General features: G+C 63.0%; 24 protein-coding genes. 13 read left to right on the top strand and 11 right to left on the bottom strand.

The genetic code is table 11. From position 1 onward, the window contains the following. Positions 1 to 67: 67 nt before the first annotated feature. The 8 genes from YH62_RS15255 to YH62_RS15220 form a co-directional block, all read right to left on the bottom strand. A complete protein-coding gene (locus YH62_RS15255; RefSeq protein ID WP_046795036.1) occupies positions 68 to 1,267 on the bottom strand; it encodes an amidohydrolase family protein in 1,200 nt (399 codons plus the stop codon). A 28-nt stretch (positions 1,268 to 1,295) separates the two neighbouring features. After that, positions 1,296 to 2,270 carry an ABC transporter ATP-binding protein gene (locus tag YH62_RS15250; RefSeq protein WP_046795035.1) on the bottom strand — a complete coding sequence of 325 codons (975 nt, stop codon included), beginning with the start codon at positions 2,268 to 2,270 and terminating at the stop codon, positions 1,296 to 1,298. Next, positions 2,267 to 3,247, bottom strand: a complete 981-nt coding sequence (locus tag YH62_RS15245) for an ABC transporter ATP-binding protein (protein WP_046795034.1) — start codon at positions 3,245 to 3,247, stop codon at positions 2,267 to 2,269. Before YH62_RS15245 ends, YH62_RS15250 begins: the two co-directional genes overlap by 4 nt. Next, positions 3,244 to 4,737, bottom strand: coding sequence for an amidohydrolase family protein (locus YH62_RS15240; RefSeq protein ID WP_046795033.1), 1,494 nt, complete (start codon positions 4,735 to 4,737; stop codon positions 3,244 to 3,246). The genes YH62_RS15245 and YH62_RS15240 overlap by 4 nt, the downstream gene beginning before the upstream one ends. Then, positions 4,734 to 5,927, bottom strand: a complete 1,194-nt coding sequence (locus tag YH62_RS15235) for an amidohydrolase family protein (protein ID WP_046795032.1) — start codon at positions 5,925 to 5,927, stop codon at positions 4,734 to 4,736. The genes YH62_RS15240 and YH62_RS15235 overlap by 4 nt, the downstream gene beginning before the upstream one ends. 9 nt (positions 5,928 to 5,936) lie before the next feature. Beyond that, positions 5,937 to 6,884, bottom strand: coding sequence for an ABC transporter permease (locus tag YH62_RS15230; RefSeq protein WP_046795031.1), 948 nt, complete (start codon positions 6,882 to 6,884; stop codon positions 5,937 to 5,939). A gap of 13 nt (positions 6,885 to 6,897) precedes the next feature. After that, positions 6,898 to 7,863 (bottom strand): ABC transporter permease, encoded by a 966-nt coding sequence (locus tag YH62_RS15225; protein ID WP_046795030.1) that lies wholly within the window; start codon positions 7,861 to 7,863, stop codon positions 6,898 to 6,900. 76 nt (positions 7,864 to 7,939) lie between these two features. Continuing rightward, positions 7,940 to 9,499: an ABC transporter substrate-binding protein gene (locus tag YH62_RS15220; RefSeq protein WP_046795029.1), complete on the bottom strand. Its 1,560-nt coding sequence runs from the start codon at positions 9,497 to 9,499 to the stop codon at positions 7,940 to 7,942. A 250-nt stretch (positions 9,500 to 9,749) separates the two neighbouring features. Between YH62_RS15220 and YH62_RS15215 the strand changes: the two genes are divergently transcribed. Genes YH62_RS15215 through YH62_RS15205 form a run of 3 tightly spaced genes read left to right on the top strand, consistent with a single transcriptional unit; the run spans position 9,750 to position 13,306 of the window. Beyond that, complete coding sequence (locus YH62_RS15215; protein ID WP_052760420.1) at positions 9,750 to 10,439, top strand: GntR family transcriptional regulator; 690 nt, start codon at positions 9,750 to 9,752, stop codon at positions 10,437 to 10,439. A gap of 48 nt (positions 10,440 to 10,487) precedes the next feature. Further along, the gene (locus tag YH62_RS15210) at positions 10,488 to 12,071 is read left to right on the top strand and encodes a gamma-glutamyltransferase family protein (protein WP_245282096.1); all 1,584 of its coding nucleotides are present in this window, start codon (positions 10,488 to 10,490) and stop codon (positions 12,069 to 12,071) included. 8 nt (positions 12,072 to 12,079) lie between these two features. Further along, positions 12,080 to 13,306 carry an amidohydrolase family protein gene (locus YH62_RS15205; protein WP_046795027.1) on the top strand — a complete coding sequence of 409 codons (1,227 nt, stop codon included), beginning with the start codon at positions 12,080 to 12,082 and terminating at the stop codon, positions 13,304 to 13,306. A 19-nt stretch (positions 13,307 to 13,325) separates the two neighbouring features. Here the strand turns inward: YH62_RS15205 and YH62_RS15200 are convergent, their stop codons facing one another. Beyond that, entirely contained in the window at positions 13,326 to 14,399 is a 1,074-nt protein-coding gene (locus tag YH62_RS15200; protein ID WP_046795026.1) for an NAD/NADP-dependent octopine/nopaline dehydrogenase family protein, read from the bottom strand. 43 nt (positions 14,400 to 14,442) lie between these two features. Then, complete coding sequence (locus tag YH62_RS15195; protein ID WP_046795025.1) at positions 14,443 to 14,904, bottom strand: Lrp/AsnC family transcriptional regulator; 462 nt, start codon at positions 14,902 to 14,904, stop codon at positions 14,443 to 14,445. 349 nt (positions 14,905 to 15,253) lie between these two features. On the opposite strand from YH62_RS15195, the gene YH62_RS15190 reads away from it, so the two are divergent. From YH62_RS15190 to YH62_RS15145, 10 genes are all read left to right on the top strand, one after another. Then, positions 15,254 to 15,994 carry an aspartate/glutamate racemase family protein gene (locus YH62_RS15190; RefSeq protein WP_046795024.1) on the top strand — a complete coding sequence of 247 codons (741 nt, stop codon included), beginning with the start codon at positions 15,254 to 15,256 and terminating at the stop codon, positions 15,992 to 15,994. A gap of 60 nt (positions 15,995 to 16,054) precedes the next feature. Beyond that, on the top strand, positions 16,055 to 17,155 hold the full coding sequence (locus YH62_RS15185) for an extracellular solute-binding protein (protein WP_052760419.1): 1,101 nt from the start codon (positions 16,055 to 16,057) through the stop codon (positions 17,153 to 17,155). Positions 17,156 to 17,238: 83 nt separating this feature from the next. Continuing rightward, positions 17,239 to 18,219, top strand: coding sequence for an ABC transporter permease (locus tag YH62_RS15180; protein ID WP_046795023.1), 981 nt, complete (start codon positions 17,239 to 17,241; stop codon positions 18,217 to 18,219). Positions 18,220 to 18,229: 10 nt separating this feature from the next. Continuing rightward, positions 18,230 to 19,021: an ABC transporter permease gene (locus YH62_RS15175; protein WP_046795022.1), complete on the top strand. Its 792-nt coding sequence runs from the start codon at positions 18,230 to 18,232 to the stop codon at positions 19,019 to 19,021. Positions 19,022 to 19,024: 3 nt separating this feature from the next. Further along, entirely contained in the window at positions 19,025 to 20,095 is a 1,071-nt protein-coding gene (locus tag YH62_RS15170; protein ID WP_046795021.1) for an ABC transporter ATP-binding protein, read from the top strand. A gap of 69 nt (positions 20,096 to 20,164) precedes the next feature. Beyond that, a complete protein-coding gene (locus YH62_RS15165) occupies positions 20,165 to 21,640 on the top strand; it encodes an NAD(P)/FAD-dependent oxidoreductase (protein WP_046795127.1) in 1,476 nt (491 codons plus the stop codon). 8 nt (positions 21,641 to 21,648) lie between these two features. After that, complete coding sequence (locus tag YH62_RS15160; protein ID WP_046795020.1) at positions 21,649 to 22,239, top strand: 2-hydroxychromene-2-carboxylate isomerase; 591 nt, start codon at positions 21,649 to 21,651, stop codon at positions 22,237 to 22,239. A 13-nt stretch (positions 22,240 to 22,252) separates the two neighbouring features. After that, complete coding sequence (locus tag YH62_RS15155; protein WP_046795019.1) at positions 22,253 to 22,759, top strand: CMD domain protein; 507 nt, start codon at positions 22,253 to 22,255, stop codon at positions 22,757 to 22,759. A 1-nt stretch (position 22,760) separates the two neighbouring features. After that, entirely contained in the window at positions 22,761 to 23,339 is a 579-nt protein-coding gene (locus YH62_RS15150; RefSeq protein ID WP_046795018.1) for a peroxidase-related enzyme, read from the top strand. Between the two features lie 24 nt (positions 23,340 to 23,363). Beyond that, positions 23,364 to 24,692, top strand: coding sequence for an MATE family efflux transporter (locus YH62_RS15145; RefSeq protein WP_046795126.1), 1,329 nt, complete (start codon positions 23,364 to 23,366; stop codon positions 24,690 to 24,692). Here the strand turns inward: YH62_RS15145 and gabD are convergent. After that, a complete protein-coding gene (gabD, locus tag YH62_RS15140; protein WP_046795125.1) occupies positions 24,689 to 26,143 on the bottom strand; it encodes an NADP-dependent succinate-semialdehyde dehydrogenase in 1,455 nt (484 codons plus the stop codon). The genes YH62_RS15145 and gabD overlap by 4 nt on opposite strands. Positions 26,144 to 26,190: the final 47 nt, after the last annotated feature.

The following is a 26,190-nucleotide window of genomic DNA, read 5'->3' as shown; positions in this document are numbered from 1 at the left end:
GCAGTCAGAGGGCGTCCCTATCCTCGCCGGCGGGACGCCCTCGATCATGAAAATATGCGGGGTTCTTCTATCTTAAGACCGCGCAGCCTTCGGCGACCAGCCGTCCGGCTTTGAAGACCCTGCGGTTCTTCGGAAAGGCGACCACCGCCTCCGGCACATGGGCAGCGTCGAGCGTGACGAAATCTGCTTTCGCGCCGACTTCGATTCCGTAGCCTTCGAGGCGCAAAGCTCTGGCGCCTGCCGTCGTAACGATCTCGAAGGCGGCGGCCAGTTCGTCGTCGGTAAAGAAGCCGGACCGGTATCCGATGATTTCCGCCCGATGCAGCATGTCGCCATCGCCATAGGGCCACCAGGAATCGCGGATATTGTCGCTACCGCTGAAGACGTTGACGCCTTCGCTGCGCAGGAGCGCCACCGGCGGGAAAGTGTGGTGACCCGGCGCATTGGTCATGATCGATATGCCGCTTTTTTCGATCTTGCCGGCGATCTTGCGGGCGGCGTCAGGCGCCAGGTCGCCGAGACCATAGGCGTGACTGATCGCGACATGCCCCTGCATGCCGAGCGCGACCGTTCGGGCGCAGATTTCCTCGATGGTAAAGGCGCCCATCGTGCCTGCCTCATGCAGGTGGATGTCGATATCGACACCGCGTTTTGCGGCAATGCCGAAGACCACGTCGAGATGGCCTTTGACATCCCGGTCAAAGCTTGCCGGATCAAGGCCACCGACCAGATCCGCACCCAATCCTATCGCCTCGTCGAGAAGTTCCGGCGTGCCCGGGCTATCAAGGATGCCGCTCTGGGGAAAGGCGACGAGCTGGATATCGATCCTGTCCCTGTATTCCTCGCGGATCGCGAGGATCGTCTCCAGCGATTTCAGCCCGACCGAGCCATCCACCATGACGTGGCTGCGCATCTGCAGCGTGCCGCTGGCGATGCAAAGATCGAGCTGATTGCGGGCCCGCTCGTCCATGGGCTCGGCCTTGGCCATGTTTTCCGCCTGGAAGGCGACGCGCTCATGCACGTCGAAGCCATTGGTGCAGGGACGGTGCGGCACCCATTTGCCGCCATAGAAGCTCGTATCGAGATGGATGTGCCCTTCGACGAAACCCGGAACGAGGAGGTCACCGGAAATATCGATCGCGCTTTCGGGTGCTTTCCGCGACGATACGGGCTCGATCGAGGTGATGCGGCCGTTCGCGACATGGATGTCATGGAGCAGCCCGTCGGCGAGCTTTGCATTGGTGAAAACCGTTGTGATCTCGTTCATGGGGTTTCCTCAAATCTTCTGTTAGTTTTTAAGGCGCCAGATGGCAGGCGACCGTGCCGCCACCCTGCCGTGCCCGCACCTCGGGTGCGCTCGTTCTGCAGCGTTCCGCGGCGAGCGGACAGCGCGGATGGAAGGCGCAGCCCTTCGGCGGGTCGAGCGGGCTTGGCGGCTCGCCGCCCATGAGCTCCCGGTTGCGGTTGGGGGAGGCGACGTCTGGGATCGTCTGCAGCAGGAGCTGCGTATAGGGATGCTGCGGATCGGCGAAGAGCGCCTCGGTCTCCGCCTCCTCGACGATCCGGCCGAGATACATGACGGCGATACGGTCGGCCATGTGCCGGACGACCGCCAGATTGTGGCTGATGAAGAGGTAGGTAAGGCCGAGCTCGTCCTGCAATTTGCGCATCAGGTTGAGAATCTGCGCCTGGACCGAGACGTCGAGCGCGGATGTCGGTTCGTCGCAGACGAGGAATTCCGGCTCGCTTGCCAGAGCCCTCGCGATCGAGATGCGCTGCCGCTGGCCGCCGGAGAACTCGTGCGGGTAACGTCCGGCATCGTCCGGCGAGAGGCCGACGGTTCGCAGCAGTTCGGCGACACGCGCGGCGATCGCCTCGTTGCCGTCACGAAGGCCGAATTCGCGGATCGGCTCGGCTATGATGTCGCCGACGCGCCAGCGCGGATTGAGGCTCGCATGCGGGTCCTGGAAGATCATCTGCGCTTCCATAGGCTTGCCGCTGTTTGCACCCTTTTGGGCCGGTGCGAAAAGGATGGCGCCCTCGCTCGGCGCATAGAGACCGGTCACCAGGCGCGCCACGGTGGACTTGCCGCAGCCGGATTCGCCGACGAGCGCCAGGCATTTGCCCTTCCGGACGGTGAAGGTGACGTCCTGCACGGCGCGCAGGTAGCGTTTCGGCTTGCGGTCGATCACCCGGTTCAGCCAAGGGGCGGACACGTCGAAGACGCGTGTCAGTTGATCCACTTCCAGCGCATTGTCAGGGCTTCTCATGCGACACCTCCATCGTGAACCAGGCAGGCGACGCTGCCACGGGCATTCGCCACCAGTGCCGGGCGCACCTCGCGACAGCGCGCGCCGGCCTCCGAACAGCGCGGATTGAAGGCGCAGCCGGGCGGGATGGCGTTGAGCCGCGGCATGGCGCCGTCGATCTGGGTGAGGCGCTCGACGCGTGCGCCGAGCGCCGGGATCGAGCCCATGAGGCCCCGCGTATAGGGATGCTTCGGCTTGTTCAGCACCTCCTCGACCAAGCCGACCTCGATGACGCGGCCGGCATACATGACGGCCACCCGGTCCGCGGTCTCTGCGATGACGCCCATGTCGTGGGTGACGAGCATGACGCCGGCGCCATGTTCGCGGCAAAGGGTGCGCAGGAGCGTGGTGATCTGCGCCTGGATAGAGACGTCGAGCGCCGTCGTCGGCTCGTCGGCGATGATCAGCTGGGGATTGCCGGCGAGCGCCAGCGCGATGACCACGCGCTGCCGCATGCCGCCGGAAAACTGGTGCGGATAGTGGTCTATGCGCTCGTCCGCGCCTGGAATGCCGACCTGTTTCAGAAGGCCGATCGCATGGGCACGCGCCTCAGCCCGGTTCCGATCGGAATGCAGCCGGATCGTTTCGGTGAGCTGCTGGCCGACGGAGAAGAGTGGATTGAGCGAGGTCAACGGATCCTGGAAGATCGCGCCGACCATGCGGCCGCGCACGGTTTCCATTTCCGCGTCGCTCAGATTGTCGGTGCGCTGGCCGCCGATGCGGATCTCGCCGGCGGCGATGCGGCCCGGCGGTTCGAGCAGGCCGAGCACGGCCATGCCGGTCATCGATTTGCCCGCGCCGGATTCACCGACGACGCCGAGAATCTCGCCGCGCTCGACGGTCAGCGACACATCCGAAAGGGCCGTCAAAACACCTTTGCGGGTCGGAAACTCGACGGACAGGCCTTTGACCTCAAGGGCCGGGGTCTGACTGTTCATTGTGACACCTCGCTCGAGGTCTGGCCGAGCGGATAGCTCGGCGGGAAAATCTCTTCGACGGGCGGATGCCCGAACGTGCGTTCCGGATATCGCGCGACAAGTCCATCGAACTGCGCCTGGGCTTGGCCTCGGGCTGCGGCAAGATCGATGCCGGCCACCTGCCCATCACGCATGGAGAGCCGGCCGTCGACGATCGTGGCGCGCGTGACGCGGCCGGTCGCGCCGTAGACGAGGGTTTGGACCGGGTCGATGCGCGGGGCGATCATACGGTCCGCCATGTCGAAGACGGCGATATCGGCCTTCGAACCCGGCGCAATGCGTCCGAGGTCAGGGCGATTGAGGGCGTCCGCGCCGGCGATGGTCGCCGCGTCGTAGAATTCGGCGGCCGATCCGGTATCACCGCGGCCTTCGGCGATGCGGTTCGCCATCACGCCGACGGCCATGTTCAGCACCATGTCGGGCGGCGCGGTGTCGGTGCCCATGCCGATGCGGATGCCCATCGACTTTACCCTGGAAAATGATTTCAGCGAGGAGCCGTGACGGGCCGAGACGAGCGGGCAATGGGCGATGGTCACGCCGCTCGCCGCATAACGGGCGAGATCGTCATCGATGGCGACAGTCGCATGCGGCGCGATCAGGCGCGGGGAAAGAAGGCCGAGACGGTCGAGCCATTCCGGCGCTGTGACGCCGTGCAGACGACGGACCGTCTGCAATTCCATCTCGCCCTGCGCCATATGTAGGCGTACCGGCATATCGAGATCGTTCGCGGTGTCGAATGTGTGGCGCAGCAGCGTTTCGGTGCATGTCTCCACCCTGTCCGGCGCGAACATGCCGGAGATCAGGCCGCCGGCGGCGCCATGGATGCGCCGGGCTAAGGCCGCCGCATCGGCGAGTTCGGCAAGTCCGCGCTCCTCATCGAACACCGGCTGCATGGCACCCGTCGCGTCGAGGATCACGCCGCCGCTGCGATAAGCGGGACCGAGCCAGACGCGCAGGCCGAGATCTTCGGCCGCGACGGCGGCGGCTTCGAACTCCGCCACCGTCTCGCCCCAGGCACGATAGAAGAGCGAGGCGATGGGAAGGGCCGAGGTGATGCCGTTCAGGAGGAGTTGCGCGAAGGCATAGCGCTTCTGAAAGGCGAGCTCCTCCGGCGAGTACATCTCGTAAGCGCGCGCCGCATAATCCGTCGGCCAGACGCGGCCTTTCCTCCAGCCGGGCTGGTTGTCCATGCCGAGCACGGTCGTGTCGAGATCGGAGAGCGCGTCGAGATCCACGAAGCCGGGGCCGATGAGAGCCTCACCCATGTCGTAACGGGCGGAAAGCTCACCTTCGAAGCGGCGGCCGACCCAGACGATGCGATCGTTCTCGATCACCACTTCGCCATCCGGGATGAGGCGCCGGCCTTCGGGAAGATCGGCAATGACGAAGCGGGCCTTGAGCGCCCAGCGACCGGGCGGCCGTTTGCCGAGGGGAAGAGCCGACCAGTTCATGGGCGTGCCCTCAGGCTCTTGCCGTCGCGCGCGACGACGTTTCCGGCCGTTACCACCAGATTGCGCGGTTGATGCGTGACGATCGCCTCGCCGACGGTTTCGCCCTCGACGAGCACGACATCACCGCGTCCGCCGACGGTGAGTGCGTGATCTTCCCGGTCCATGGCCTTGGCTCCGCCGGTGGTGCAGACATCGAGAGCCAGCAGCAGTTCGTCGTCGCGGCGCAGGTTGTTCTTCATCCCGAGCAGCATGGCGCGCTCCAGCATGTCGCCGTTGCCATAGGGTCCCCAGGTGTCACGGAAGCCGTCGACACCCGCTCCGAAGCGGACGCCCGCCGACCGCAGCCGTTTGAGCGACGGCACTTCCCGCGAGGGCGGCGCGGTCGTGAGAATCGGGACATCGAGTTCTGCGCAGGTGTCGATCAGCGCCTGCGTCATATTCCAGTCTGGATCGCCCAGACAGAAGGCGTGGCTGACAGCGACCTTGCCCCGCATGTCGAGAGCCCGGATGCGTTCGAAGATCATCTCCATCGAGAAGGCTCCAAGCTCGCCGCCTTCATGGAGATGAATATCGATGCCTTTTCCGTGTTTCTCGGCGAGCGCGAAAATCGTGTCGAGATGGGCCTTGGGGTCTCGGTCCATACCGCAGGGGTCGAGGCCGCCGACGAGATCGGCGCCCATGGCCGTCGCTCTGTCCAAAAGCTCCGCTGTGCCCGGCCGTCGCATCAGCCCGGATTGCGGAAAGGCGACGATCTCGATCTCGACCACGCCTTCAAGCTGCCGGCGCGTCTCCATCACGCCTTCCAGAGCGATCAGGCCCTGGTCGGTATCGATATCCACGTGGCTGCGGATCAGCGTCGTCCCGTAGCTGACCGATTGCAGCGACTGGCGCATGGACTGGACATGCGCGTCGAGCCCGTATTCGCGCTTCACTTTGCGCTCGTTGTCGATCTTATCGATCAGCCGCGGGCCGACCTCGTTCACGTACCACGGATAGCCGAGGAGCGACTTGTCGAGATGGGTATGGGCATCGACCAGGCCGGGGATTGCGATACGGCCACCCGCATCCTCAACCGCAATATTTTCCGCGCCGAGCCCTTGTCCAATGGCGGCGATGCGGCCACCCTTGATCAGGATATCGGCGGATGCACCGCCCATGGGCCTTGCGTTGGTAATCAGAAGATCGCTCATGGATATGCCTCAGCGCAGTTTGGGGTTGAGGGCGTCGCGCAGCCAGTCGCCGAGCACGTTGATGGAGACGACGAGCAGGCAGAGCTGCAGGCCCGGAAAGAGCACGATCCACCACAGGCCGGAGAAAAGATACTGGTTGCCGATGCGGATCAGTGTGCCGAGCGACGGCTGTTCAGGCGGCATGCCGACACCGAGAAAAGAAAGTGTCGCCTCGATCAGGATGCCGAGGCCGAAGTTCAGCGTGGCCGTGACCAGGAGCGGCGTGGTGGTGTTGGGAAGGATGTGTTTCAGCATGATCCGCCATTTCGAGACGCGGATCAGCCGGGCGGCCTGCACATATTCCTTATTGCGCTCCACCATGGTCTGGGCACGTACGGTGCGCGCATATTGCACCCATGCCGACAGGGAGATGGCGAAGACGATGACGCCCGAGGCGCCGACTTCGCGCAGGTAAGGCGGTAGCATCTGCCGGGCGAGCGCCGAGACGAGGATGGCGATCAGCATGGTCGGCATGGAAAGCAGCACGTCGCCGGCGCGCATCAGGAGGCCATCCGCCCATTTGCCGTAATAGCCGGCCACGAGACCAACCACCGAGCCGACGATCAGTGACACGGCGACCGAGGCGGCGCCGATGACGATCGAGGCGCGCGAACCGTAGAGGATCGCCGAAAGCAGATCACGCCCCTGCACGTCGGTGCCGAGGAGGAACGGCCATTGCCCGCCCTCCATCCAGACGGGCGGGATCTCAGCGTTGAGCAGATCCAGCGAGGCGAGATCGTAAGGGTTCTGCACCGTGATCCATGGCGCGAAGAAGGCCGTGCCGATCAGCACCGCAAGCAGGATGGCGGCGGCGATCGCGGAAGGATGCTGCTTGAAGCTCCACCACAGATCGGATTGGAACACGCGCGAGAGGCGCGAGGGCGGGGCGGAAGACTTGACGGGTTCGATGGCGGTCATGAGAGCCTCCCGGTCAGGCGTTGCGCAGGCGCGGATCGATGACCGCATAGGCGATATCGACCAGCGTGTTCAGCGTGACGAAGATGAAGGATACTATGCAGAGATAGGCCGCCATGACCGGGATATCGACGAAGGTCACCGCCTGCATGAAGAGCATGCCCATGCCTGGCCACTGGAAGACGGTCTCCGTGACGAGCGCGAAGGCGATCAGATTGCCGACCTGCATGGCGGTGAGGGTGACCACGGGCATCAGACAGTTCTTGAGCGCATGGCGGAACCACAGCGCCCGTCTTCTGACGCCGCGGGCACGGGCGAACTTGATGAAATCGGTGCGCAGCGTTTCCAGCATTTCGGCGCGCACCAGCCGCATGACGAGCGTGATCTGGAAGAGCGAGAGCGAAAGCGCCGGCAGCACAACGGCCGCCCGCCCGGAAGGTGTCAGCAATCCCGTCGACCACCAGCCGACGCGCACGACATCGCCGCGGCCGTAACCGGGTAGCCAGCCGAGCGTGACCGAAAAGATGAGGATCAGCAGGATGCCGACGAGGAAGCTCGGTAGCGAGACACCGACGATCGAGCTGAACTGCAAGCCTTCCGCCCACCAGCGCCCGCGGCCGATCGCGGTGAACACGCCGAGTGGTATGCCGATTGCGAGCGACAGGAAGGTCGCGATAAGGACCAGTTCGAAGGTCGCCGGGAAACGCTCGGCGATCAGGCCGATCACGGATTGCTGGTTGCGCCAGGAGAGGCCGAATTCGCCCTGTGCGGCATTGGTGACGAAGCGGGCATATTGAACGAGGAAGCCGTCATTGAGGCCGAGGCGCGCCCGCAATTCGTCGCGTTCGACCTGGGTCGCGCTTTCATTGACCATCATCTCGACCGGGTCGCCCAGGAAGCGGAAGATGAGGAATGCAAGAAAGGCGACCGTCAGCATCACGAGAACGGCATTGCCGATCCGCTTGATGAGGAAGGCGAGCATGGCGCGCGGTCCTTTATCCGAACAGAAGGAGGAGGCGATCCCCGCCGCAAGCGTTGCACGGCGGGGATCTTCGGATTTACATCTTCACCAGCCATAAGCGGGGAAGGTTATCCGAGAAGAGCGGGAAATCCGCGATCTTCGCATTGGTCGCCCAGGCGAGCGGCTGCTGGTGCAGCGGGATCATCAGGGCGTGCTCCTTGGCGATCTTCAGCGACTGGGCTTCTATCGCAAGACGCTTCGTCTGATCGAGCTCGACGGCGGAGGCCTTGGTCACCTCGTCGAACTCCTTGTCGGACCAGCCGCCCCAGTTGAAGATGCCGAACGAGCCTTCCTTGGTGTGCAGCACCTGCGAGGTGAGGCTGTAAGTGTCGAGCATCGGCAGCGTCGCCCAGCCGAGCGTGTAGACATCGACCTTGCCGGCGGAACGTTTCGGGGTCTGCACGGCGCGGGTGCCCTGGTCGAGCTTCGGCTTCAGGCCGACACGGGACCACATGGAGGCGACCGCCTGACAGATCTGTTCTTCGTTGACGAGGCTGTCCGCGCAGTTGAACTCGAATTCGAAGCCTTCCGCGCCGGCTTCCTTCAGAAGCGCCTTGGCCTTTTCGGGGTCCGCTTTCACCGGCTCGTCCAGCGCTGCGTCATAGCCCGGGATCTGCGGTGCGACGAGCGCGCCGGCATTGCGGGACTTGCCGCGCATGACGCGCTTCTGGATGAGGTCGAGATCGATCGCGAGCTGCATCGCCTGGCGCACGCGCACGTCCTTCATCGGGTTCGGTGCGCCCGAGAGAAGCTGGTCGCGCTGGCTGAAGCCGATCATCACGGTGCGAAGATCGGTGCCTTCGAGAAGCTTGACCTGTGACGAGGCAGCTTCAAGCCGCGGCAGGTCCTGCACCGGCGCCTGGTCGGTAAAGTCGATATCGCCGGATAGAAGTGCTGCCACGCGGGTCGCGCTGGAGGCGATCGGCGTCAGCTCGATCCGGTCGATATTGTGTTGCGGCTTATCCCACCAGCCGTCGAACTTCACGAACACGGTCTTGGCATCCGGCTGGCGGCTTTCGACCTTGAATGGACCCGTTCCGTTCTCGTGATAGGTGGCATAACCTTCGACGCCCGAGCCGACGTCGGTCGGGGCTTCGGCATTGTTGTCCTTCAGCCAGCCCGCGTCGAAGACGTAGATGGTGGTGAGATCGTTCAGCAGCAGCGGATAATTGGTCGCGACATCGATTTCGATCGTGTGAGCATCGATGACGCGCGATCCCTTGTAGGAGGGAATGTTGCCGCGCAGCGGCGATTTCGGATCGCTGGCGCGCAGGAGCGAGGCCTGGACGTCCTCGGCGGTGAAATCGGCGCCGTTGTGGAATTTCACGCCCTCGCGCAGCTTGAACCGCCAGGTGGTTGGCGAAACGATTTCCCAGGAGGCGGCGAGCGCCGGCTCGATCTTCAAGTTGCGGTCGTAACGCACCAGCCCTTCATAGGCGTGGTTGAGTACGCCGAGCGCAAAGCTGTCACCATAGGAATAGGGATCGAGCGAGCTGATGTCGCGTGAGGCTCCCCATTTCAGGGTGCCGGCTGCGGCCGGCATGGATAGTGCGAACAGGGCAATGCCTGTCGCCAATAATCTCTTCGTTTTGATCATCTTGGTCCCCTTTTATTGTATCCAATTCAGCAGAACATTCCTGCGACGAATTGCATGCGAGGTTCTCATCGGGCGGCCCATAAGCCGTTTCGTGAGCCTTGGAAGTGCCGTTCTCTGCGGCTTAGGCGGAACGTAGATTATCTCGTATGCAATTTCAACAGAAAATTGGATGCAATATAAATGGGTAGATAAGGTACAAAATTTATGCAATATGCCGTGGAAAATGCATTCGAACGGGAAGCCGAAAGCGATGTCCACGAACCTGACCAGAAGCGACGCGATCTACGCTTCGCTCCGTCGCGCCATTCTCGAGCAGGCGCTGAAGCCCGGCACCAAGCTGCCGGAAGATTCGATCGGCGACACGTTCAGCGTCAGCCGGACAAGCGCACGCAACGCCCTGGTGCGGCTCTCCTCCGACGGCCTCGTGGAGATCAAGCCGAACCGCGGCGCCGCAGTCGCCATGCCGACGCTGGAGGAGGCGGAGGAGGTCTTCGCCCTTCGCCGCTGCCTGGAGCGAGAGGTGATCGAGCGGCTTTGCAAACGCATGCCGAAGGACGGCATCGATGCGCTGATCAGCCATGTGCGGGAGGAGGAGCGGGCGCTGCAGGCCTCTTCGCCTCGCTCCATTCGCCTCGCGGGCGAATTTCATATTCTGCTCGCCGAACTGACCGGCTCGAAACTGCTCATCGATTTCATCAGCCAGGTGGTTTCGCGCTCGTCGCTGATCCTTGCCCGGTTCGGGCGCCCGCATTCGGCGGAATGCGGGATCGACGAGCATATCCAGCTTATCGAGGCCTTGAAAAACCTCGATGCGGATGCGGCGACCCGCATCATGGATCATCACCTCCACGCGGTTGAGGATCGGGCCAAGGTGGACGACAAGGACGACGGTCCCGATATCAGCGAAATCCTCAGCCGTTACATGTCGGCTTCCGAGTAGCAGCGACGGAAAAAACCGGGAAAGCATGCGATGGCCGAGGGGATGACGATGCCGGAACGGATTTTCACGCAGCAGACGGCGCAAGCCGCAGCCCGGTCCCGGCACGGCATGGTCACCACGCCGCATCACGCCGCAAGCGAGGCAGGCGCGAAGGTTCTGCGCCGCGGCGGCACCGCGATCGAGGCGGTGATTGCCGCAGGTGCCGCGCTGACGGTTCTTTATCCGCATTTCTGCGGTCTGGGCGGCGACGCCATCTGGCTCGTGGCGGACCGCGCCGGCAGGCGCGACGCGATCATGGGCATAGGGCAGGCGGCAGAGAATTTGCCGAAGCTCGAAACCATCCCCGCGCGCGGCCCCCTGTCGGCACTGACGACCGCCGCGCTTGTCGACAGCTGGGGCGAGGCCCTGCGGTATTCGCATGCGCATTGGGGCGGAACGGAGAACCTTTCGAGCCTTCTCGAGGACGCGATCGAACTCGCCGCCGCTGGCTTTCCGGTCAGCCGGTCGCAGAGATATTGGCACGAGTTCCGAAAGGGCGAAATCGGCGGCTGGTCGAATGTCTCGACTTTCTTCGCGACCGAAGGCATCCAGCGGCAACCGCAGCTCGCGTCCGTCCTGGAGCGGCTTGCGACGCACGGCCATCGCGAATTCTACGAGGGAGAGGTCGCCGGCCGCATTGCAGCGGGTCTGGAGGCGGCGGGTAGTCCCATCCGCAGGCGTGACCTGGAGAAGACGTCCGCAAAAATCGTCGCTCCCCTGTCCCTGACATACAGGGATCTGGAGCTTCTGGCACCACCGCCGCCGTCTCAGGGGGTAACGACGCTCTCCATCATGGGCATCCTGTCGCACTTCGCCATGCAGGACGTGGACCCGGCATCCGCGGATTTCTATCACCTTTGCGTCGAGGCCGTGAAACAGGCGTTTCTCGAGCGCGGACGCATCGCCGATCCGGACCATGTCGCGCAGGACTGCGCTGCCTGGCTCGCCGACACGGTTCTTTCCCGCAAGGCCGGAGCGATCGACCGGAAGGCGGCGTTGCCATGGCCGGCCCCATTCCGGAACGGCGATACGGTCTATCTCGCCGCGGTCGATGGAAACGGCCGCTCCGCGAGTGTCCTGCAAAGCACCTATTACGATTGGGGCAGCGGCGTCCTGCTCGATGACACCGGCATCCTGTGGCAAAACCGCGGAGCGGCCTTCAGCACCGATCCCGCCAGTCCGAACGTGCTCGCCCCCGGCAAGCGGCCGTTCTACACGCTCAATCCCGGCATGGGCCTGCGCGACGGAAAGCCCTGCCTCCTCTATGGAACGCAAGGGGCCGACGGGCAGCCGCAAACGCTGACCGTGCTGCTCAGCAGATTGATCGATCACGGTTTCGATCCGCTCGCAGCGCTTTCCGCGCCGAGATTCCTGCTCGGCCGGACGTTTTCCGACACAAGGGACAATCTCAAGATCGAGGAGACCGCCGGCGCGGAGGTTCTGAACGCCCTTTCCCGGCGCGGACACGAGACGGTCGCTCTCCCGGCGCTGAGCGCGCTGGCGGGGCAGGCCGGCGTCATCCGGATTGGCGAAGACGGATGGATCGACGGCGCGCACGACCCCCGCAGCGACGGCTGCGCGATCGGAGTTTGAGGCAGGACATGCGGGCCGATCTCGTTCTTCGCAATGCATGCATATCGCAGCGATCGGAGGTGATCGACATCGCGATCCGCGACGGGCTCATCGTCGAAATGCGGCCGGAAATCCGCTGCCACGCCGTGGAGGAAGAGGATGTCGACGGGAAATTCGCTTTCGCGGGTTTCGTCGACAGCCACATCCATCTCGACAAGGCCTGTATTCTTGAACGCTGCTCGATTTGCGAAGGCACGCTGGAGGAGGCGGTGCGCGAAACGGCCAGGGCCAAGGCCGGTTTCTCCGAAGAAGACGTTTATGAACGGGCCTCGGCCCTGGTCCGCCAGGCCATCGTTCACGGCACCAACCGCATGCGGACCTTTGTCGAGATCGATCCCCGCGCCGGCATGCGATCCTTCGAGGCCATCAAACGGGTTCGCGAGCGGTATGCGTTCGCGATCGACATCGAGATCTGCGCCTTCGCCCAGGAGGGGCTGACGCAGGAGCCTGAAACGGAAGATATGCTCGACGAGGCGCTACGTGCCGGCGCCGATCTGATCGGGGGATGCCCCTATACCGATCACCGTCCGGAAGAACATGTCCGCAGGATATTCGCGCTGGCGAAAAGGCATGACGTCGACGTGGATTTCCACCTCGATTTTCATCTCGATCCCGCAAGGACAGACCTGCCAGCCGTCATCGAGGCGACACGGGCGAATGGCTATGGCGGTCGCGTCACCATCGGTCACGTCACCAACCTCTCCGCCCTCGGGCCGGCGGACCGGTCCGCGGTCGGACGGAAGATCGCGGAGGCCGGGATCGCGCTCACCGTCCTGCCGGCGACCGACCTTTTCCTGATGGGCCACGGCCACGTCTCGAACATCCCGCGTGGGATCGCGCCGGCCCATCTTCTGTCGGCGGATGGTGTCAGAACGGCGATCGCCACCAACAATGTGCTGAACCCGTTCACGCCCTTCGGCGACGCGTCGCTGGCAAGGATGGCCAATCTTTACGCCAATGTGATGCAGCTATCGCGCGACGCTGATATCGACCACGTCTTCCAGATGGTTAGCGGACAGGCCGCAGCCATAATGCGTGCTCAATACGGCCTCAGGATCGGCGGCCCGGCCGATATCGTCGTTCTCGATGCGGCCGATCCCCTAAGCGCCGTCCGTTCCTCGGCCGCTACGCTCGCCGGATGGAAGGCTGGCCGAAAGACGTTCGTTCGACCCAAGGCACGCATCCTGGAGAGCTGATGCGCGCCTCTCCGGAGCGCTACCAATAGCCGTTGGCGCACAATGTTTCGAGTTCGCCGATGGAAAGCTTTTCGAGGCCGAGATGCGGGAGAAGATCGTTTTCGGCGGCGAGATCTCTGCCGGTTGCGGCGGAAAGCAGAGCCGTTCCGGCTTCATGCAGGATAGCGGGATGACCACTCAGCCGGCCGAGCAGGGAGGTGGGCACGAGGCCGAAGGGGACATCCTCGAAGATATACCGGCTGTCGACCGTGGAGGGGCCGAAACCGCCGCGGCCCGCCGCGTGCATCTGCTGGTTCATCTCGGAGACGGTGCCGATCGGCACGTGGAAGGAGAGCGAAAAATGCTCCCGGACCGTGCGGACCGAAAGGCCGAAGCTCTTGGCGATCGCTAATCGTTCTTCATCCAGCGCCTCGATCACCCGGCCGACGGTCGGGGTGATGTTGTCGCCCTGGCCCCAGTTCTCGCCCTTTTCCATGCGGGTGAGGTTGAGGAGGGCGATGCCGAGATGGTTCTGCGGGTTCAAATTGCTGAGCGCGATTGCCAGCAGCCCGTCACGCTTGACGAACCGGTCGCCGAAAAGCTCCGTGCAGAGCGCATGGCCGGCATCGATCTCGGACTTGGGCAGGGTGGCGACGTCGATCTTCTGGCGCACCGTGTTGACGTTCACAGCCGTTTCGCCCTGCTGACGTCCGGTCAGCACGGTTGTGCCCCAGACGGAAATCGGCAGACGCACGCCGCGCGCCGCAAGCCCTTTCGAGAGGTAGAGCGCGCCGAAGGAGCTATGCGAGGAGATGATGACCGGCTGGCCGGGCCGCAGATGGGGGATTGCCGCATCGAAAGCCGCGCGATGACCGTTGGCGGGCATGGCAATGATGACGACTTCACTGTCCCTGACGGCTTCGGCGCAATCTCTCGCAACGCGGACCTTGCCGGAGAATTCCACCGCGCCCTTCGCCACCAGGGCTTCGCCCTCGGCCAATGCGCGGGTGCGCTTGCCCGAAGGGGACCAGAGCATCGGATCATGGCCGTTCCTGGCGAGATAGGCGGCGACACCGAAGGCTATAGCTCCGGCTCCGAGAATGCTGACGCGCATGGGTGTTCCTTCGTCTGCTCGAGGGGCGGCTGGGCGGGAGGCTTTACATGTATTTCGTCGGCAAGGCGGTTGTAAACTTCATTTCCTCCATGGCGATCGAGGAACTGAGGTCGGAAAACTCCACCCGGCTGATGAGATTCTTATAGACCTGGTCGTAGACGTCGATATTGGGAACGACTGTGCGCAGCAGGTAATCCGTCTCGCCGGTCAGGCGGTAGGCCTCCAGGATTTCCGGAATGTCGCGGATCTCCTTGCGGAATGTATCGAGCCAGGTAGTGGTGTGCCGTGGCACCTTCACGGAGATGAAGATGGTCATGGGGACGTTCGCCATGCGGCGGTCGATCAGCGCAACACGGCTGCGGATCAGGCCCATGTCCTCCATGCGCTTGATGCGGCGCCAGCAGGGCGTGTGGGAAAGTCCGACCTCGTCGGCGATCTCGACCACCGATTTTTCGGCGTTCTGCTGGAGTATCTCGATGATCTTTCGGTCGATGTGGTCGAACATGCTCGCCTCCGGGACAGATTTTCAATTCTTGCGGTTTCGTAGGTGAATTTTTTCAGTTCGCGGCTGTCGTATGAAGATGGCTTCTTGGCTTCCGGGCCGCTTCGGCGGTTATAACCCCGGCGGAAGGCGCTTTCGATTTCTCAGCTCACCCCAGGAGGCCGGCCCAATTTTCAGGCTTTGTGATTATGATTTAAACATTCCTCCTGATTTGTATAAACATCCTCGTCTATCCATTGGAATCAGGATGATCTTACAAAATAATCCCATTACGGGGTGAAAAAAGCAACCAGCCTTCCGTGTTTGTTGGATATCGTCCCAGGACCAAGACAACAAATCAAAGGGATGGAAAATGAAAAGGATAGGCCTGATCGGCGGCATGAGCTGGGAAAGCACCGCCGTCTATTACCGCAGGGTCAACGAGCAGGTACGAGAAGCATTGGGCGGTCTAAATTCTGCGGATGTGGTGCTGCGTTCCGTGAATTTTCACGATATCGTAACCCTTCAAAAATTAGGGGCTTGGGAGCAGGCAGCCGGTGAATTGAGCAAGGTGGCGAAAGAACTCGAGCAGGCGGGCGCGGATATGATCCTGATCTGCACCAACACGATGCATCTGCTGGCGGACGAGGTGCAGGCTTCCGTCGGGGTGCCGTTGATCCACATTGCCGATGTGACCGGTGAAGCGATCGCCGATGCGGGATGCCGCCGTCCGCTGCTGCTCGCCACCCGCTATACGATGGAGCAGGACTTCTACCGCAAGCGCATGGAAGAGAATTTCGGCCTCGAGGTCATGATACCCGATGCCGACGACCGCCAGGATGTGCACGATATCATATTCGGGGAGCTGTGCTGCGGCGTGGTGAAGGATACGTCGCACCGGCGCTACAAGGAGATCGTCGCAAAGGGGAAGGCCGCCGGCGCCGACAGCGTCATCCTGGGCTGCACCGAGATCGGCCTTCTGGTGAGCGCCGCGGATTTCGACATCCCGACATTCGATTCCACCCTCCTGCACGCGGATGCGGCAGTGGGGATTTCGCTTGAGCCGATCCGTTCGGCCAAGGGAGAAATGGGGCTGGCAGCGCCGTTACACTAGCTGGGGGTGTGAAGTCTGCATGCCGTCAAGAACCCGGACAGGAGAAAAAAGGTGAGTGACATGAAAGACTTCAGGCAAACCCGCCGTTCCACCCTCAAGCTTCTCGCCGCCGGTACCGGCATGCTGGCCGCGCCGGCGGTCATTCGCCCGGCTTTCGCGCAAGGCAAGGTCGTCAACATCACGACCTACGACAAGTTCGTTCCGCAGGAATTCATCGACCAATTCCAGAAGGATACGGGCATCGAAGTGCGCGTGCGCCTGACGGACGACCAGGGCAAGCAGTACAACCTGCTTTCGGCCGAGGGCGCCTCGCCCTCGACCGATATCGTGACCGTCACGGGTCACCGCGTCTCGCAGTTCATCAAGTCCAATCTTCTGGCGAAGCTCGATACCGGACGGCTGAAGAACTGGGGCAATCTCGCTCCCGCCTATACCGGCGCGCCGCAGCTCACCATCGACGGCTCCACCTATGGCGTGCCGCTGCTCGCCGGCTTCGAGGGCCTGGTGCGCAACACGGACTATACCAAGGCCAGCGATAGCTGGAGCATCATGTTCGAAGAGGAATACAAGGGCCTCACCTCGTATATCATTTCCGATTTCCTTTCGATCACCATGCGCTATCTGGGCGACGACGGCGACTACGTGACCTACGGAGACAAGCCGGACGTCGCGCAGGCGGCGACCAACAAGGCCCGCGACTACCTGATCCAGCACAAGGACAAGGTCCGCAAATATTATGACGCGGGCTCAGAAGTGCAGCAGATGTTCGTCAACGAGGACATCTATGTGGCGCAGGCATGGTCCGGTCCGGCGGCGAAGCTCATCATGGATGGCCATCCGATCGAGCTTTCGGTTCCGAAGGAGGGCACCTACGGGTTCCTCTACTCCTTCAACGTCGTCAACAATGCGCCGAACGCGGATGCGGCCTATACCTTCCTCGATGCGATCCTCTCCTCACCGGAGATCGGCGCCGCGATGACCCGCCAGTCCGGCTTCGCCTCGGCTTTCGCGGGCGTCGACAAGGTGCTGGACGAGCGTGAGCGGGCCGCCAACGTCCTGCCGGACGAGCAGATGCAGCGGGTGCAGTTCTTCAGCTCGGTCAACCGCGACATGAAGAACGACATGATCGACAAGGCCACCGCGGAAATCAAAGCCGCCTGACCGGCAACTCGCCCCGATCGCACCAAACAGGCTGGCCTTCCATGAAGGCCGGCCGATAAAAGAGAAGTCCGGGAACAGATGAAATGGTCGATAGCAGCATGACCGAGACAGGAACCTCGGCGCCCCGCGCCGGGCCGGCTTATGCCGGTTGGATAGGGAAGATCACCAACTCGGGGCTTTATTCGGCCACGGTCGGCCTGATCGCCAACAGCACCCGGGCGAGGCTCATCCTGCTGCTCGCCGTGCCGCTCACATGGATCGTCGTGCTTCATGTCGGCCCGATCTACCAGATGGCCCGCATCAGCTTACTCGACAACTATCCGCCGGCGGCGGAAGGCCCCGTCTATACGCTCGACAATTACCGGCTGTTCTTCCAGGAGCCGCTCTATTTCCTGCCTTTCGTGCGCAGTCTGATCTTTGCGGCGGTGGTGACGGTGGCCGCGCTGGTTGTCACCTATCCGGTCGCCTATTACGTCGCCAAGATCATCAAGCCGCAGAACCGGACCCGGGCACTGCTCCTGCTGCTCATCCCTTTCTGGGCCGGAGAAATCATCCGCACGTTTTCGGTCATCATGCTGCTTGCCAATCGCGGCGCGGTGAACGTGCTGTTGCGGGAGATCGGCTTCATCGACCGGCCCATACCGCTCCTCTACAACTACTTTTCGCTTGGCTTCGGGGTGATCTACCTGATCGCGCTCTACATGCTTCTGCCGCTCTATTCGGCGATCGAGAAGATACCACCGCAGCTTATTGATGCCGCGGCCGATCTCGGGGCGGGGCCGTTCCAGAGGTTCCGCCGCGTCATCCTGCCGCTTTCCAAGGACGGGATCGTATCCGGCTGCAGCCTGGTCTACCTGACCTCGATCGGGGTGTTCGCCGCGCCGCTGCTGCTCGGCGGCCCGAACTCGGTGATCTTTCCGGAAATCATCGCCAGCCTCTTCCACGGTTCGAGCGACAAATGGCCGGAAGGTGCGGCCTTCTCCATCCTGATGCTGGTCGTTTCGCTTTCGACCGTAGGCCTTTTCATGCGGGTCGCCGGCGGGCGCTCGGTCCGGCTGATGTGAGGAGAAGACCATGCGCCATTATTTCTCCGATGCACCGAAGACCGCGCTCCAGGCCTCCTACTGGGTCTTCGTCATCTATCTTCTCCTGCCGCTTACGCTGATGACGGCGATGAGCTTCAAGGACGCCAATTTCATCGCCTTTCCGATCGGCGACTGGACGCTCGGCTGGTATGCCAAGGTGGTGCAGGACAAGCAGTTCCTGGAGGCGTCCGGCTATTCGATCTTCATCGCGCTGATGACGACGATCTTCGCCACCATCATGGGGGTATGGATCGCGCTTCTGATCTCGGCGGAGGGCATATGGGGGCGTGCTGCGATCTTCGCGCTCGCCTGCCTTCCCGCCGTTGTGCCGGGCCTCATCAACGCGATCTCGATGCGCATCTTCATTCGCGTGCTCGACATTCCGACCGGAACGGGCGCGATCATCCTGGGTCATACCGTGCATGCGGTTCCCTTCGTGGTGATCATGGTGCTGACGCGGCTGCGGTCGATGCCGAACAATCTCATAGACGCGGCGCGCGATCTTGGCGCCGATAGCTTCATAGCCTTCATCCGGATCACCATTCCCTTCCTGGCGCCCGCGCTTGTCGGCGGCATGATCTTCTGCGTGCTGACCAGTATCGACGATTTCGTTCGCACCTTCTTCCTGGGCGGCTATCAGCCCACGCTCCCCATGCTGATCTTCGCCAAGGTGCAGGGCGGCATGTCTCCCGAGATCAATGCCATGGCGACGCTGGTGCTGATCGTGACCGCAGCCGTCGGCCTTTATGCCGAGCACTTCACCCGCCGTTCGAGGACCTGACCGATGCAGCCCGTAGTTCAATTCCGCAACGTCAACAAACATTACGGCTCTTCGATCGCGGTCGACAGTCTCGACCTTTCGATCGAGCCCGGCCAGTTCGTGACGCTGCTCGGCCCGTCGGGCTGCGGCAAGTCCACCACGCTCCGCATGCTCGGCGGCTTCGAGACGCCAACTTCCGGCGAGATCTATCTGGACGGCAAGGAAATCAGCCGGCTGCCGCCCAACAAGCGCAACGTCAACATCGTCTTCCAGGATTATGCCCTCTTTCCGCATTTGAGCGTGCGCCGCAACGTGGCTTTCGGCCTGGAGCTGAAGGGGCTTGCGTCGGAGGCCATCCACAAGCGCACCATGGAGCTTCTTTCGCTCGTGCGGCTGCAGGAATTCGCCGACCGTATGCCGGCCCAGCTTTCGGGCGGACAGCGCCAGCGCGTGGCGCTGATGCGGGCGCTTGCGCCCAACCCCAACGTATTGCTTCTCGACGAGCCCTTGAGCGCGCTCGATGCCAAGCTGCGCCAGCAGATGCAGGTGGAGCTGAAATCCATTCAGCGGACGACCGGAAAGACCTTCATCTTCGTCACCCACGATCAGGAGGAAGCGCTCACCATGTCCGACGTGATCGTGGTGATGAACAGCGGCCGGATCGAGCAGATGGGCGATCCCCACACGCTCTATTCGCGGCCGCGCAGCCGCTTCGTGGCGAACTTCATCGGCGAGAGCAATTTCATCGAAGGGACGCTCAAGGGAACCAAAGGTGGTCTCGCCGCGATCGAATGGAACGGCAGCGTCGTTCATGCGGGCTTGAACGGTCAGGACCTTCAGGCCGGCAGCCGTGTCGCTGTGGCGCTTAGGCCCGAGGCCGTATCCGTCTTTGCAGCGAAGCCCGCGGAGAAGCTCGCCTTCGAGGGGCGGATTACCCAGCGTCTCTTCAAGGGCGACCACACCTCACTGACGATCGAGCTTCCGAATGGCCAGGTGATCGCGGCGCAGCTCGATCCGGTGGCATTGTCGCGGATCACGGACGACCGGGTGTGGATCGGCTGGCGCGAGGAAGACGCCGTCGCGCTCGCCGACTGAAGCTGAACAAATGATGATGACTGGCTGCTCGGCTGCCGGGCGATCGGCCTTGAACGACAGGACTGGATGATGACCATTCTCGATGATCCGAGGCTTGCAGAGCTCAATGCCCGCGTGAAGCAGGACCTGGATTACCTGAACTATCCGCCGGCAAACTGGTCGCCGGTACTGCCCGAGGTCGATGGCAAGCCGGTCAGCGATGTGGTCATCATCGGCGGGGGCATGTGCGGCCTGGTGGCCTGGTTCGCGCTCAACCGGGTCGGCATCCGCAACCTGCGCATCGTCGATCGCGCCGCCCGCGGCAAGGAAGGTCCCTGGAAGACCTATGCGCGGATGGAAACGCTCCGTTCGCCGAAGAACCTGCTCGGTCCGGCGCACGGCATGGCTTCGCTCACCTTCCGCGCCTGGTACACGGCGCTTTACGGCGTGCCCGCCTGGGAGGAGCTTTTCCGCATCCCGCGGCCGATGTGGATGGATTATCTGGACTGGTACCGCGGGGTGCTGTCGATCCCCGTCGAGAACGACACGCATGTGACCCGGATCGTTCCGCGCGATGACGGCTTGCTGGAGCTCGAGGTGGCTGGCGGCGCCGTCCCCTCGATCCTGACCCGCAAGCTGGTGATGGCGACCGGCCGTGACGGGCTCGGCGCGGCCGATATTCCGGATTTCGTCAAGGGAATGCGGAGGCACAAGTCCTGGGCGCATTCTTCCGACGAGATCGATTTCGAGGCGCTTAAGGGCAAGCGCGTGGTGGTGATCGGCGTCGGAGCCTCGGCAGTCGACAATGCCGCCGAAGCACTGGAGAATGGTGCCGGCGAGGTGCGGCTGCTTGCCCGCCGCAAGAAGATGCCGACCATCAACAAGCTGATGGGCATCGGCTCCTACGGGGTGACGGCTGGTTTCCCGGAGATTTCGCCGGAATGGCGCTGGCGGATCATGGACTATTCCACCAAGCAGCAGACGCCGGCACCTCATAATTCGACGCTACGCGTCAGCCGGCACCCGAACGCCTACTTCCATTTCGATTGCGGCATCCAGTCCATGCGCGAGGAAGGCGGCGAGGTGGTCATCACGACGACGAACGGACGCGTCTTTCACGCCGATTTCGTCATCCTCGGTACGGGCTTCACCGTCGATCCGCTCGCACGCAGCGAACTTTCGCCTTATCGGGACAAGATCGCCTGCTGGGAGGACCGCATCACTCCGCTGCCCGGCGAGGAAAACCCGAGCCTCGGCCGCTTTCCGTGGCTGGAGGACGATTTCTCGTTTACCGAGAAGGAGAAGGGAACGGCTCCGTGGCTGAAGGATATCCATTGCTTCAACTACGGCGCCACGATGAGCCTCGGCAAGGTGAGCGGCGACATTCCGGCGATCAGCGAGGGTGCTCAATGGCTTGCCCGCGGCGTGGCCGCTCATCTCTTCATCCGTGATATCCACCACCACTGGCAGGCGCTTCTCGACTACGAGAAGCCGGAGCTCGACGGATCGGAATGGGTGGATGCCGATGCCGACCTGCCCGAGCAACCCGAACAGAAGACCGCCTGAGGAACGCCATGCGCAAGACCGTTTATTACTACCACGCGCTCAGTTCGCCCTGGGCCTATCTCGGCTGGCCGCAGTTCAAGGCGCTGATCGAGAAGCACGATCTCGACGTCGTGGTGCGCCCGACGCGCATCGTGCCGGAAAACGGCGGCGTGCCGCTGCGCTCGCGTCCGCAGCCGCGCCAGGATTATCACGCTGTGGAACTCGACCGCTGGCGCAAGCGGCTGAATATGCCGCTGGTGTTGAAGCCGAAATACTACCCCACCAACAACGAATTCGCGGCGCGTATGGTGATCGCAGCCGACCGGCTCGGCCTGCCGGCGCTCGAACTCAGCCATGCGCTTCTCCATGCGCTGTGGAGCGAGGAGAAGGACGTGACGCTGCCGGACGTGCGCATCGAAGTCGCGAACCGCCTCGGTCTGGACGGGTCCAAGCTGCAGGCGATGGAGGATGAGCCGGAGATAATGCAGGCCTGGCTCGACAGCCATGAGGAGGCCCGCCGCCGCGGCGTTTTCGGCACGCCGACCTGGATCTACAAGGACGTGCTCTACTGGGGCCAGGATCGCCTGAGTTTCCTCGACGAAGCCCTGTCGGCAGATTGAAAGGACCTTTTTCATGACGACTGCACCGACGACGGACGTGATCGACCATGTCCTCGGCCTTGACCCTTCCTCGCCGCTTGCCGCGCTTCGTAACGAGCGGGCGAAGCTCAAGCAGTTGACGCAGGCGAGCTACGAGGCCGCGCTCCGACCGAAAGAGGCGCGCAATTTCTCCTATGCCGAGCGTGCCGCACTCGCCGCCCGCATGGCGGGCCTCTGGAAATCAACGGAACTCGCGTCCCATTACCGCGAGCTGATCGCCAAGGAAGGCGGTGCGGACGAGATAGTGTCGATCGTCGATCCAGCCTGGATGCCGGCCGATGGAGAAAGCCGCCTTGCCGCGATCCTGCGCCATGTCGATCTCGTAACGCTTACTCCCAAGCAGGCGACGCGCGGCAATATCGAGGCGCTTTCTGCCGCCGGGCTGGACGACCGGGACATCGTGGCGCTTGCGGGTTTGATTGCTTTCGTGAATTACCAGGTGCTGGTGGTGGCCGGCCTGAAGATGCTGAGGGACAACTGACATGTCTGACGTCGTGCACGAATTCACGCTCGAGCCGCTCGAATGGAACCCCTATGTGAAGCCGGTCGAGCTTGAAAAGGCGACGCCCGAACAGCTCGACGCGCTCAAGGTGACGCCCTCGAACACCAAGGTTTCGGCCTATGTGCTGGTGCTGGCGCAGGAGGCCGAGACGCTTGCCGAGCGCACGCCGCTCTTCAACGATATCATGTACAGCGAAGGCGGGCTTTCGCGCGGCGGCCGCGAGCTCGGCGCGCTGGCGGCCTCCTTCGTCAACCATTGTATCTATTGCGCCTCGGTGCATGCCAACCGCTTCATCCAGCTCGAGAAACGGCCGGAGGTGGTGGACGAGATCTACAAGAACGGCCTCGATGCCGATCTTGAAGCCTATGACCAGGCGCTGTTCAATTTCGGCGTCGATCTCACCGCCCATCCGGACAATGTCGGCGTCTACCAGTTCTATCATCTTCGCGAAGTGGGCCTCAGCGATCTCGAAATCCTCGATCTCATCCATTCGATCGCGATCTTCGGATGGGCGAACCGGCTGATGCATACGCTCGGCGAACCACTCCGGAAGACCTGATTGTCCGGGGAAGCCGCCCATAGCATGTCGGACCCGGCGCGGTCCTTCGACGTCACCCATCGGGAGGTGCTGCGCATCGCCATTCCGATGATGGTGGCGCATATCTCGACGCCGCTCGTCAGCCTCGTTGCGACGGGCGTTATCGGGCAGCTGGGAGACGAGGCGCTGATCGGCGGCGTGGCGCTCGCCGCGGTCATATTCGACGTGCTTTTCATCTCCTTCAACTTCCTGCGCGGCGCGACCACCGGCTTCACGGCGCAGGCGCTCGGCGCCGGCGACCGGCGTTTCGAGCAGCGCATGCTGCTCGGCGGCCTGCTGATCGCAATCGTTTCGGGTTTTCTCATCCTTCTCCTGCACGTGCCCATCGGGGTTGGCGGACTTGCAGTCCTCGGGGCCGAGGGCGCGGTCGCGGAAGCTGCCCGAACCTATTTCGGCTGGCGGGTCTGGTCGGCACCTTTCGTGCTCTTCAATTTCGTCATCTTCGGCTGGATCATAGGCCGCGGCGAGGCGCTGACGGCGATGCTCCTGCAGACGCTGCTGAACGGCCTCAACCTCGTCTTGAGCTTCTGGTGGGTGCTCGGCCTCGGCTGGGGCGTGGCCGGCGTGGCGCTCGCAGGCCTGGTTGCGGAAGCGGTGACGGCGCTCGCCGGATTGTGGCTCATCGTGCTCAGGACCGACCGCCATTCCTGGGAGCTGCCGGACCTCCAAAGCGTGAAGCGGCTCTTTGCCGTCAATGGCGACATGATGATCCGCTCCTTTTCGCTTCTGATCGGGCTCTCATTCTTCACCCGGCAGAGCGGGATGCTGGGCATCGAGATACTTGCCGCGAACACCATCCTGCTGCGTTTCTATTTCTTCGGCGTCGCCTTCCTGGACGGTATAGCCACCGCCGCGGAGCAGCTTGCGGGGCGCGCGGTCGGGGCGCGCTACCGGCCGGCCTTCGACCGGATGGTGCGGCTGACGACGCTATGGGGTTTCGTCTTCGGAGCAGTCGTTTCCTTCTCCTTCCTGCTCAGCGGCTCGTGGGTGATCGGGCTTGCCTCGCCGAACGCGACGATCACGGCGCTTTCGCTGACCTTCCTTCCCTATGCAGCGCTCCTGCCCCTTTTCGGCGTCGTCGCTTTCCAGATGGACGGCATCTATATCGGCGCGACGTGGTCGCGCGAGATGCGCAATCTCATGCTGCTGTCGCTCGCCCTCTATTTCGCGGCCTGGGCGATCCTGCAGCCGCTCTTCGGCAATCATGGGCTCTGGATTTCGCTGATCCTCTTCCAGAGCGCGCGCAGCATCGCGTTCCGCTGGATGCTGCCTCGGCTGGTTCAGCGCACTCTTCCGGAGACGGTCCCCGTCTAAGCAATGCCGCCGAGACAGACATATTTGATCTCGAGGAATTCCTCGATGCCGTATCTCGACCCCTCACGTCCGAGGCCGGAGAGCTTGACGCCGCCAAAGGGCGCTTCGGCCGTGGAGATCAGCCCCGTATTGACGCCGACCATGCCATATTCCAGCGCCTCGGCCACCCGGAAGACGCGGGCAAGGTCCTTGGCGTAGAAATAGGAGGCAAGGCCGAACTCGGTGTCGTTGGCTTGTTCGATGACATCCGCCTCGTCCTTGAAGCGGAAGAGCGGGGCGACTGGTCCGAAGGTCTCTTCGCGAGCGACGATCATCTCGCTTGTGACATCGGCCAGGACGGTCGGCTCGAAGAAGGTGCCGCCGAGCGAGTGCCGCTTGCCGCCGATGACGACGCGGGCTCCCTTGCCGGTGGCGTCGGCCACATGCTCCTCGACCTTCTCCAGCGCCGCCTTGTCGATCAGCGGGCCGAGGATCACGCCCTCGTCGAAGCCATCGCCGGTCTTCAGCTTTCCGGCAGCCGCGGCAAGCTTCTGCGAAAACTCCTCATAGACCCCATCCTGGACATAGATGCGGTTGGCGCAGACGCAGGTCTGGCCGTTGTTGCGGAACTTGGCGATCAGCGCGCCCTCGACGGCGGCCTCGAGATCGGCATCGTCGAAGACGATGAAGGGCGCATTGCCGCCGAGTTCCAGGCCGAGCTTCTTGATGGTGGGCGCGCTCTGCTTGTAGAGCTGCGCGCCGATTTCGGTGGAACCGGTGAAGGTAAGTTTGCGTACCGTCGGATTGGCGGTCATCTCGCCGCCGATCTCGGATGCCGAACCGGTCAGCACGCTGAAGAGGCCCTTTGGCAGGCCGGCCCGCTCGGCAAGCACGGCGATGGCGATGGCGGAAAACGGTGTCTGAGACGCCGGCTTCAACACCATGGCGCAGCCGGCCGCGAAAGCGGGACCGGCCTTGCGGGTGATCATGGCGTTCGGGAAATTCCAGGGCGTGATCGCCGCGACGACGCCGATCGGCTGCTTCATCACCATGATGCGCTTGTCGGGCTGGTGGCCGGGAACGATGTCGCCATAGACGCGGCGTGCTTCCTCCGCGAACCATTCGATAAAGCTTGCGCCATAGACGATCTCGCCGGTCGCCTCCGCCAGAGGTTTTCCTTGCTCGAGTGTGAGGATCTTGCCGAGGTCCTCCTTGTTTTCGATCATCAGGTCGAACCACTTGCGCAGGATTACGGAGCGCTCCTTGGCTGTGCGGGCGGCCCAGCCTTTCTGCGCAAGCCGCGCGGCCTCGATCGCCTCCCTGGTCTCCTTCACGCCGAGCTTCGGCACTCGGCCGATGATCTCGCCGGTGGCGGGGTTGTTCACCGCGATGGCGCTGTCCGCTGCCGCCTCGATCCAATCGCCGCCGACGAGGGCTGCCTGACGGAAGAGCGATGGTTCTTTCAGCTTCATGGCGGGTATCCTCCTTGTTTCCGCTTCAAGCGCAGATATCGCGCGCC

It is taken from the genome of Rhizobium sp. LC145 (assembly GCF_001005825.1).
Classification (GTDB): domain Bacteria; phylum Pseudomonadota; class Alphaproteobacteria; order Rhizobiales; family Rhizobiaceae; genus Neorhizobium.
The sequence above is the reverse complement of the archived record's forward strand: the minus strand, read 5'-3'. Positions and strand labels throughout refer to the sequence as shown.

Excerpts from the sequence above, each read along its gene's own strand:
- YH62_RS15180 (WP_046795023.1), top strand. The coding sequence starts at position 17,239 with ATGGTCGATAGCAGCATGACCGAGACAGGAACCTCGGCGCCCCGCGCC.
- YH62_RS15200 (WP_046795026.1), bottom strand. The coding sequence starts at position 14,399 with ATGCGCGTCAGCATTCTCGGAGCCGGAGCTATAGCCTTCGGTGTCGCC.
- YH62_RS15245 (WP_046795034.1), bottom strand. The coding sequence starts at position 3,247 with ATGAACAGTCAGACCCCGGCCCTTGAGGTCAAAGGCCTGTCCGTCGAG.
- YH62_RS15215 (WP_052760420.1), top strand. The coding sequence starts at position 9,750 with ATGTCCACGAACCTGACCAGAAGCGACGCGATCTACGCTTCGCTCCGT.
- YH62_RS15160 (WP_046795020.1), top strand. The coding sequence starts at position 21,649 with ATGCGCAAGACCGTTTATTACTACCACGCGCTCAGTTCGCCCTGGGCC.
- YH62_RS15235 (WP_046795032.1), bottom strand. The coding sequence starts at position 5,927 with ATGAGCGATCTTCTGATTACCAACGCAAGGCCCATGGGCGGTGCATCC.
- YH62_RS15205 (WP_046795027.1), top strand. The coding sequence starts at position 12,080 with ATGCGGGCCGATCTCGTTCTTCGCAATGCATGCATATCGCAGCGATCG.
- YH62_RS15155 (WP_046795019.1), top strand. The coding sequence starts at position 22,253 with ATGACGACTGCACCGACGACGGACGTGATCGACCATGTCCTCGGCCTT.
- YH62_RS15210 (WP_245282096.1), top strand. The coding sequence starts at position 10,488 with ATGCCGGAACGGATTTTCACGCAGCAGACGGCGCAAGCCGCAGCCCGG.
- gabD (WP_046795125.1), bottom strand. The coding sequence starts at position 26,143 with ATGAAGCTGAAAGAACCATCGCTCTTCCGTCAGGCAGCCCTCGTCGGC.
- YH62_RS15145 (WP_046795126.1), top strand. The coding sequence starts at position 23,364 with ATGTCGGACCCGGCGCGGTCCTTCGACGTCACCCATCGGGAGGTGCTG.
- YH62_RS15255 (WP_046795036.1), bottom strand. The coding sequence starts at position 1,267 with ATGAACGAGATCACAACGGTTTTCACCAATGCAAAGCTCGCCGACGGG.
- YH62_RS15185 (WP_052760419.1), top strand. The coding sequence starts at position 16,055 with ATGAAAGACTTCAGGCAAACCCGCCGTTCCACCCTCAAGCTTCTCGCC.
- YH62_RS15150 (WP_046795018.1), top strand. The coding sequence starts at position 22,761 with ATGTCTGACGTCGTGCACGAATTCACGCTCGAGCCGCTCGAATGGAAC.
- YH62_RS15240 (WP_046795033.1), bottom strand. The coding sequence starts at position 4,737 with ATGAACTGGTCGGCTCTTCCCCTCGGCAAACGGCCGCCCGGTCGCTGG.
- YH62_RS15170 (WP_046795021.1), top strand. The coding sequence starts at position 19,025 with ATGCAGCCCGTAGTTCAATTCCGCAACGTCAACAAACATTACGGCTCT.
- YH62_RS15220 (WP_046795029.1), bottom strand. The coding sequence starts at position 9,499 with ATGATCAAAACGAAGAGATTATTGGCGACAGGCATTGCCCTGTTCGCA.
- YH62_RS15195 (WP_046795025.1), bottom strand. The coding sequence starts at position 14,904 with ATGTTCGACCACATCGACCGAAAGATCATCGAGATACTCCAGCAGAAC.
- YH62_RS15250 (WP_046795035.1), bottom strand. The coding sequence starts at position 2,270 with ATGAGAAGCCCTGACAATGCGCTGGAAGTGGATCAACTGACACGCGTC.
- YH62_RS15225 (WP_046795030.1), bottom strand. The coding sequence starts at position 7,863 with ATGCTCGCCTTCCTCATCAAGCGGATCGGCAATGCCGTTCTCGTGATG.
- YH62_RS15230 (WP_046795031.1), bottom strand. The coding sequence starts at position 6,884 with ATGACCGCCATCGAACCCGTCAAGTCTTCCGCCCCGCCCTCGCGCCTC.
- YH62_RS15175 (WP_046795022.1), top strand. The coding sequence starts at position 18,230 with ATGCGCCATTATTTCTCCGATGCACCGAAGACCGCGCTCCAGGCCTCC.
- YH62_RS15190 (WP_046795024.1), top strand. The coding sequence starts at position 15,254 with ATGAAAAGGATAGGCCTGATCGGCGGCATGAGCTGGGAAAGCACCGCC.
- YH62_RS15165 (WP_046795127.1), top strand. The coding sequence starts at position 20,165 with ATGACCATTCTCGATGATCCGAGGCTTGCAGAGCTCAATGCCCGCGTG.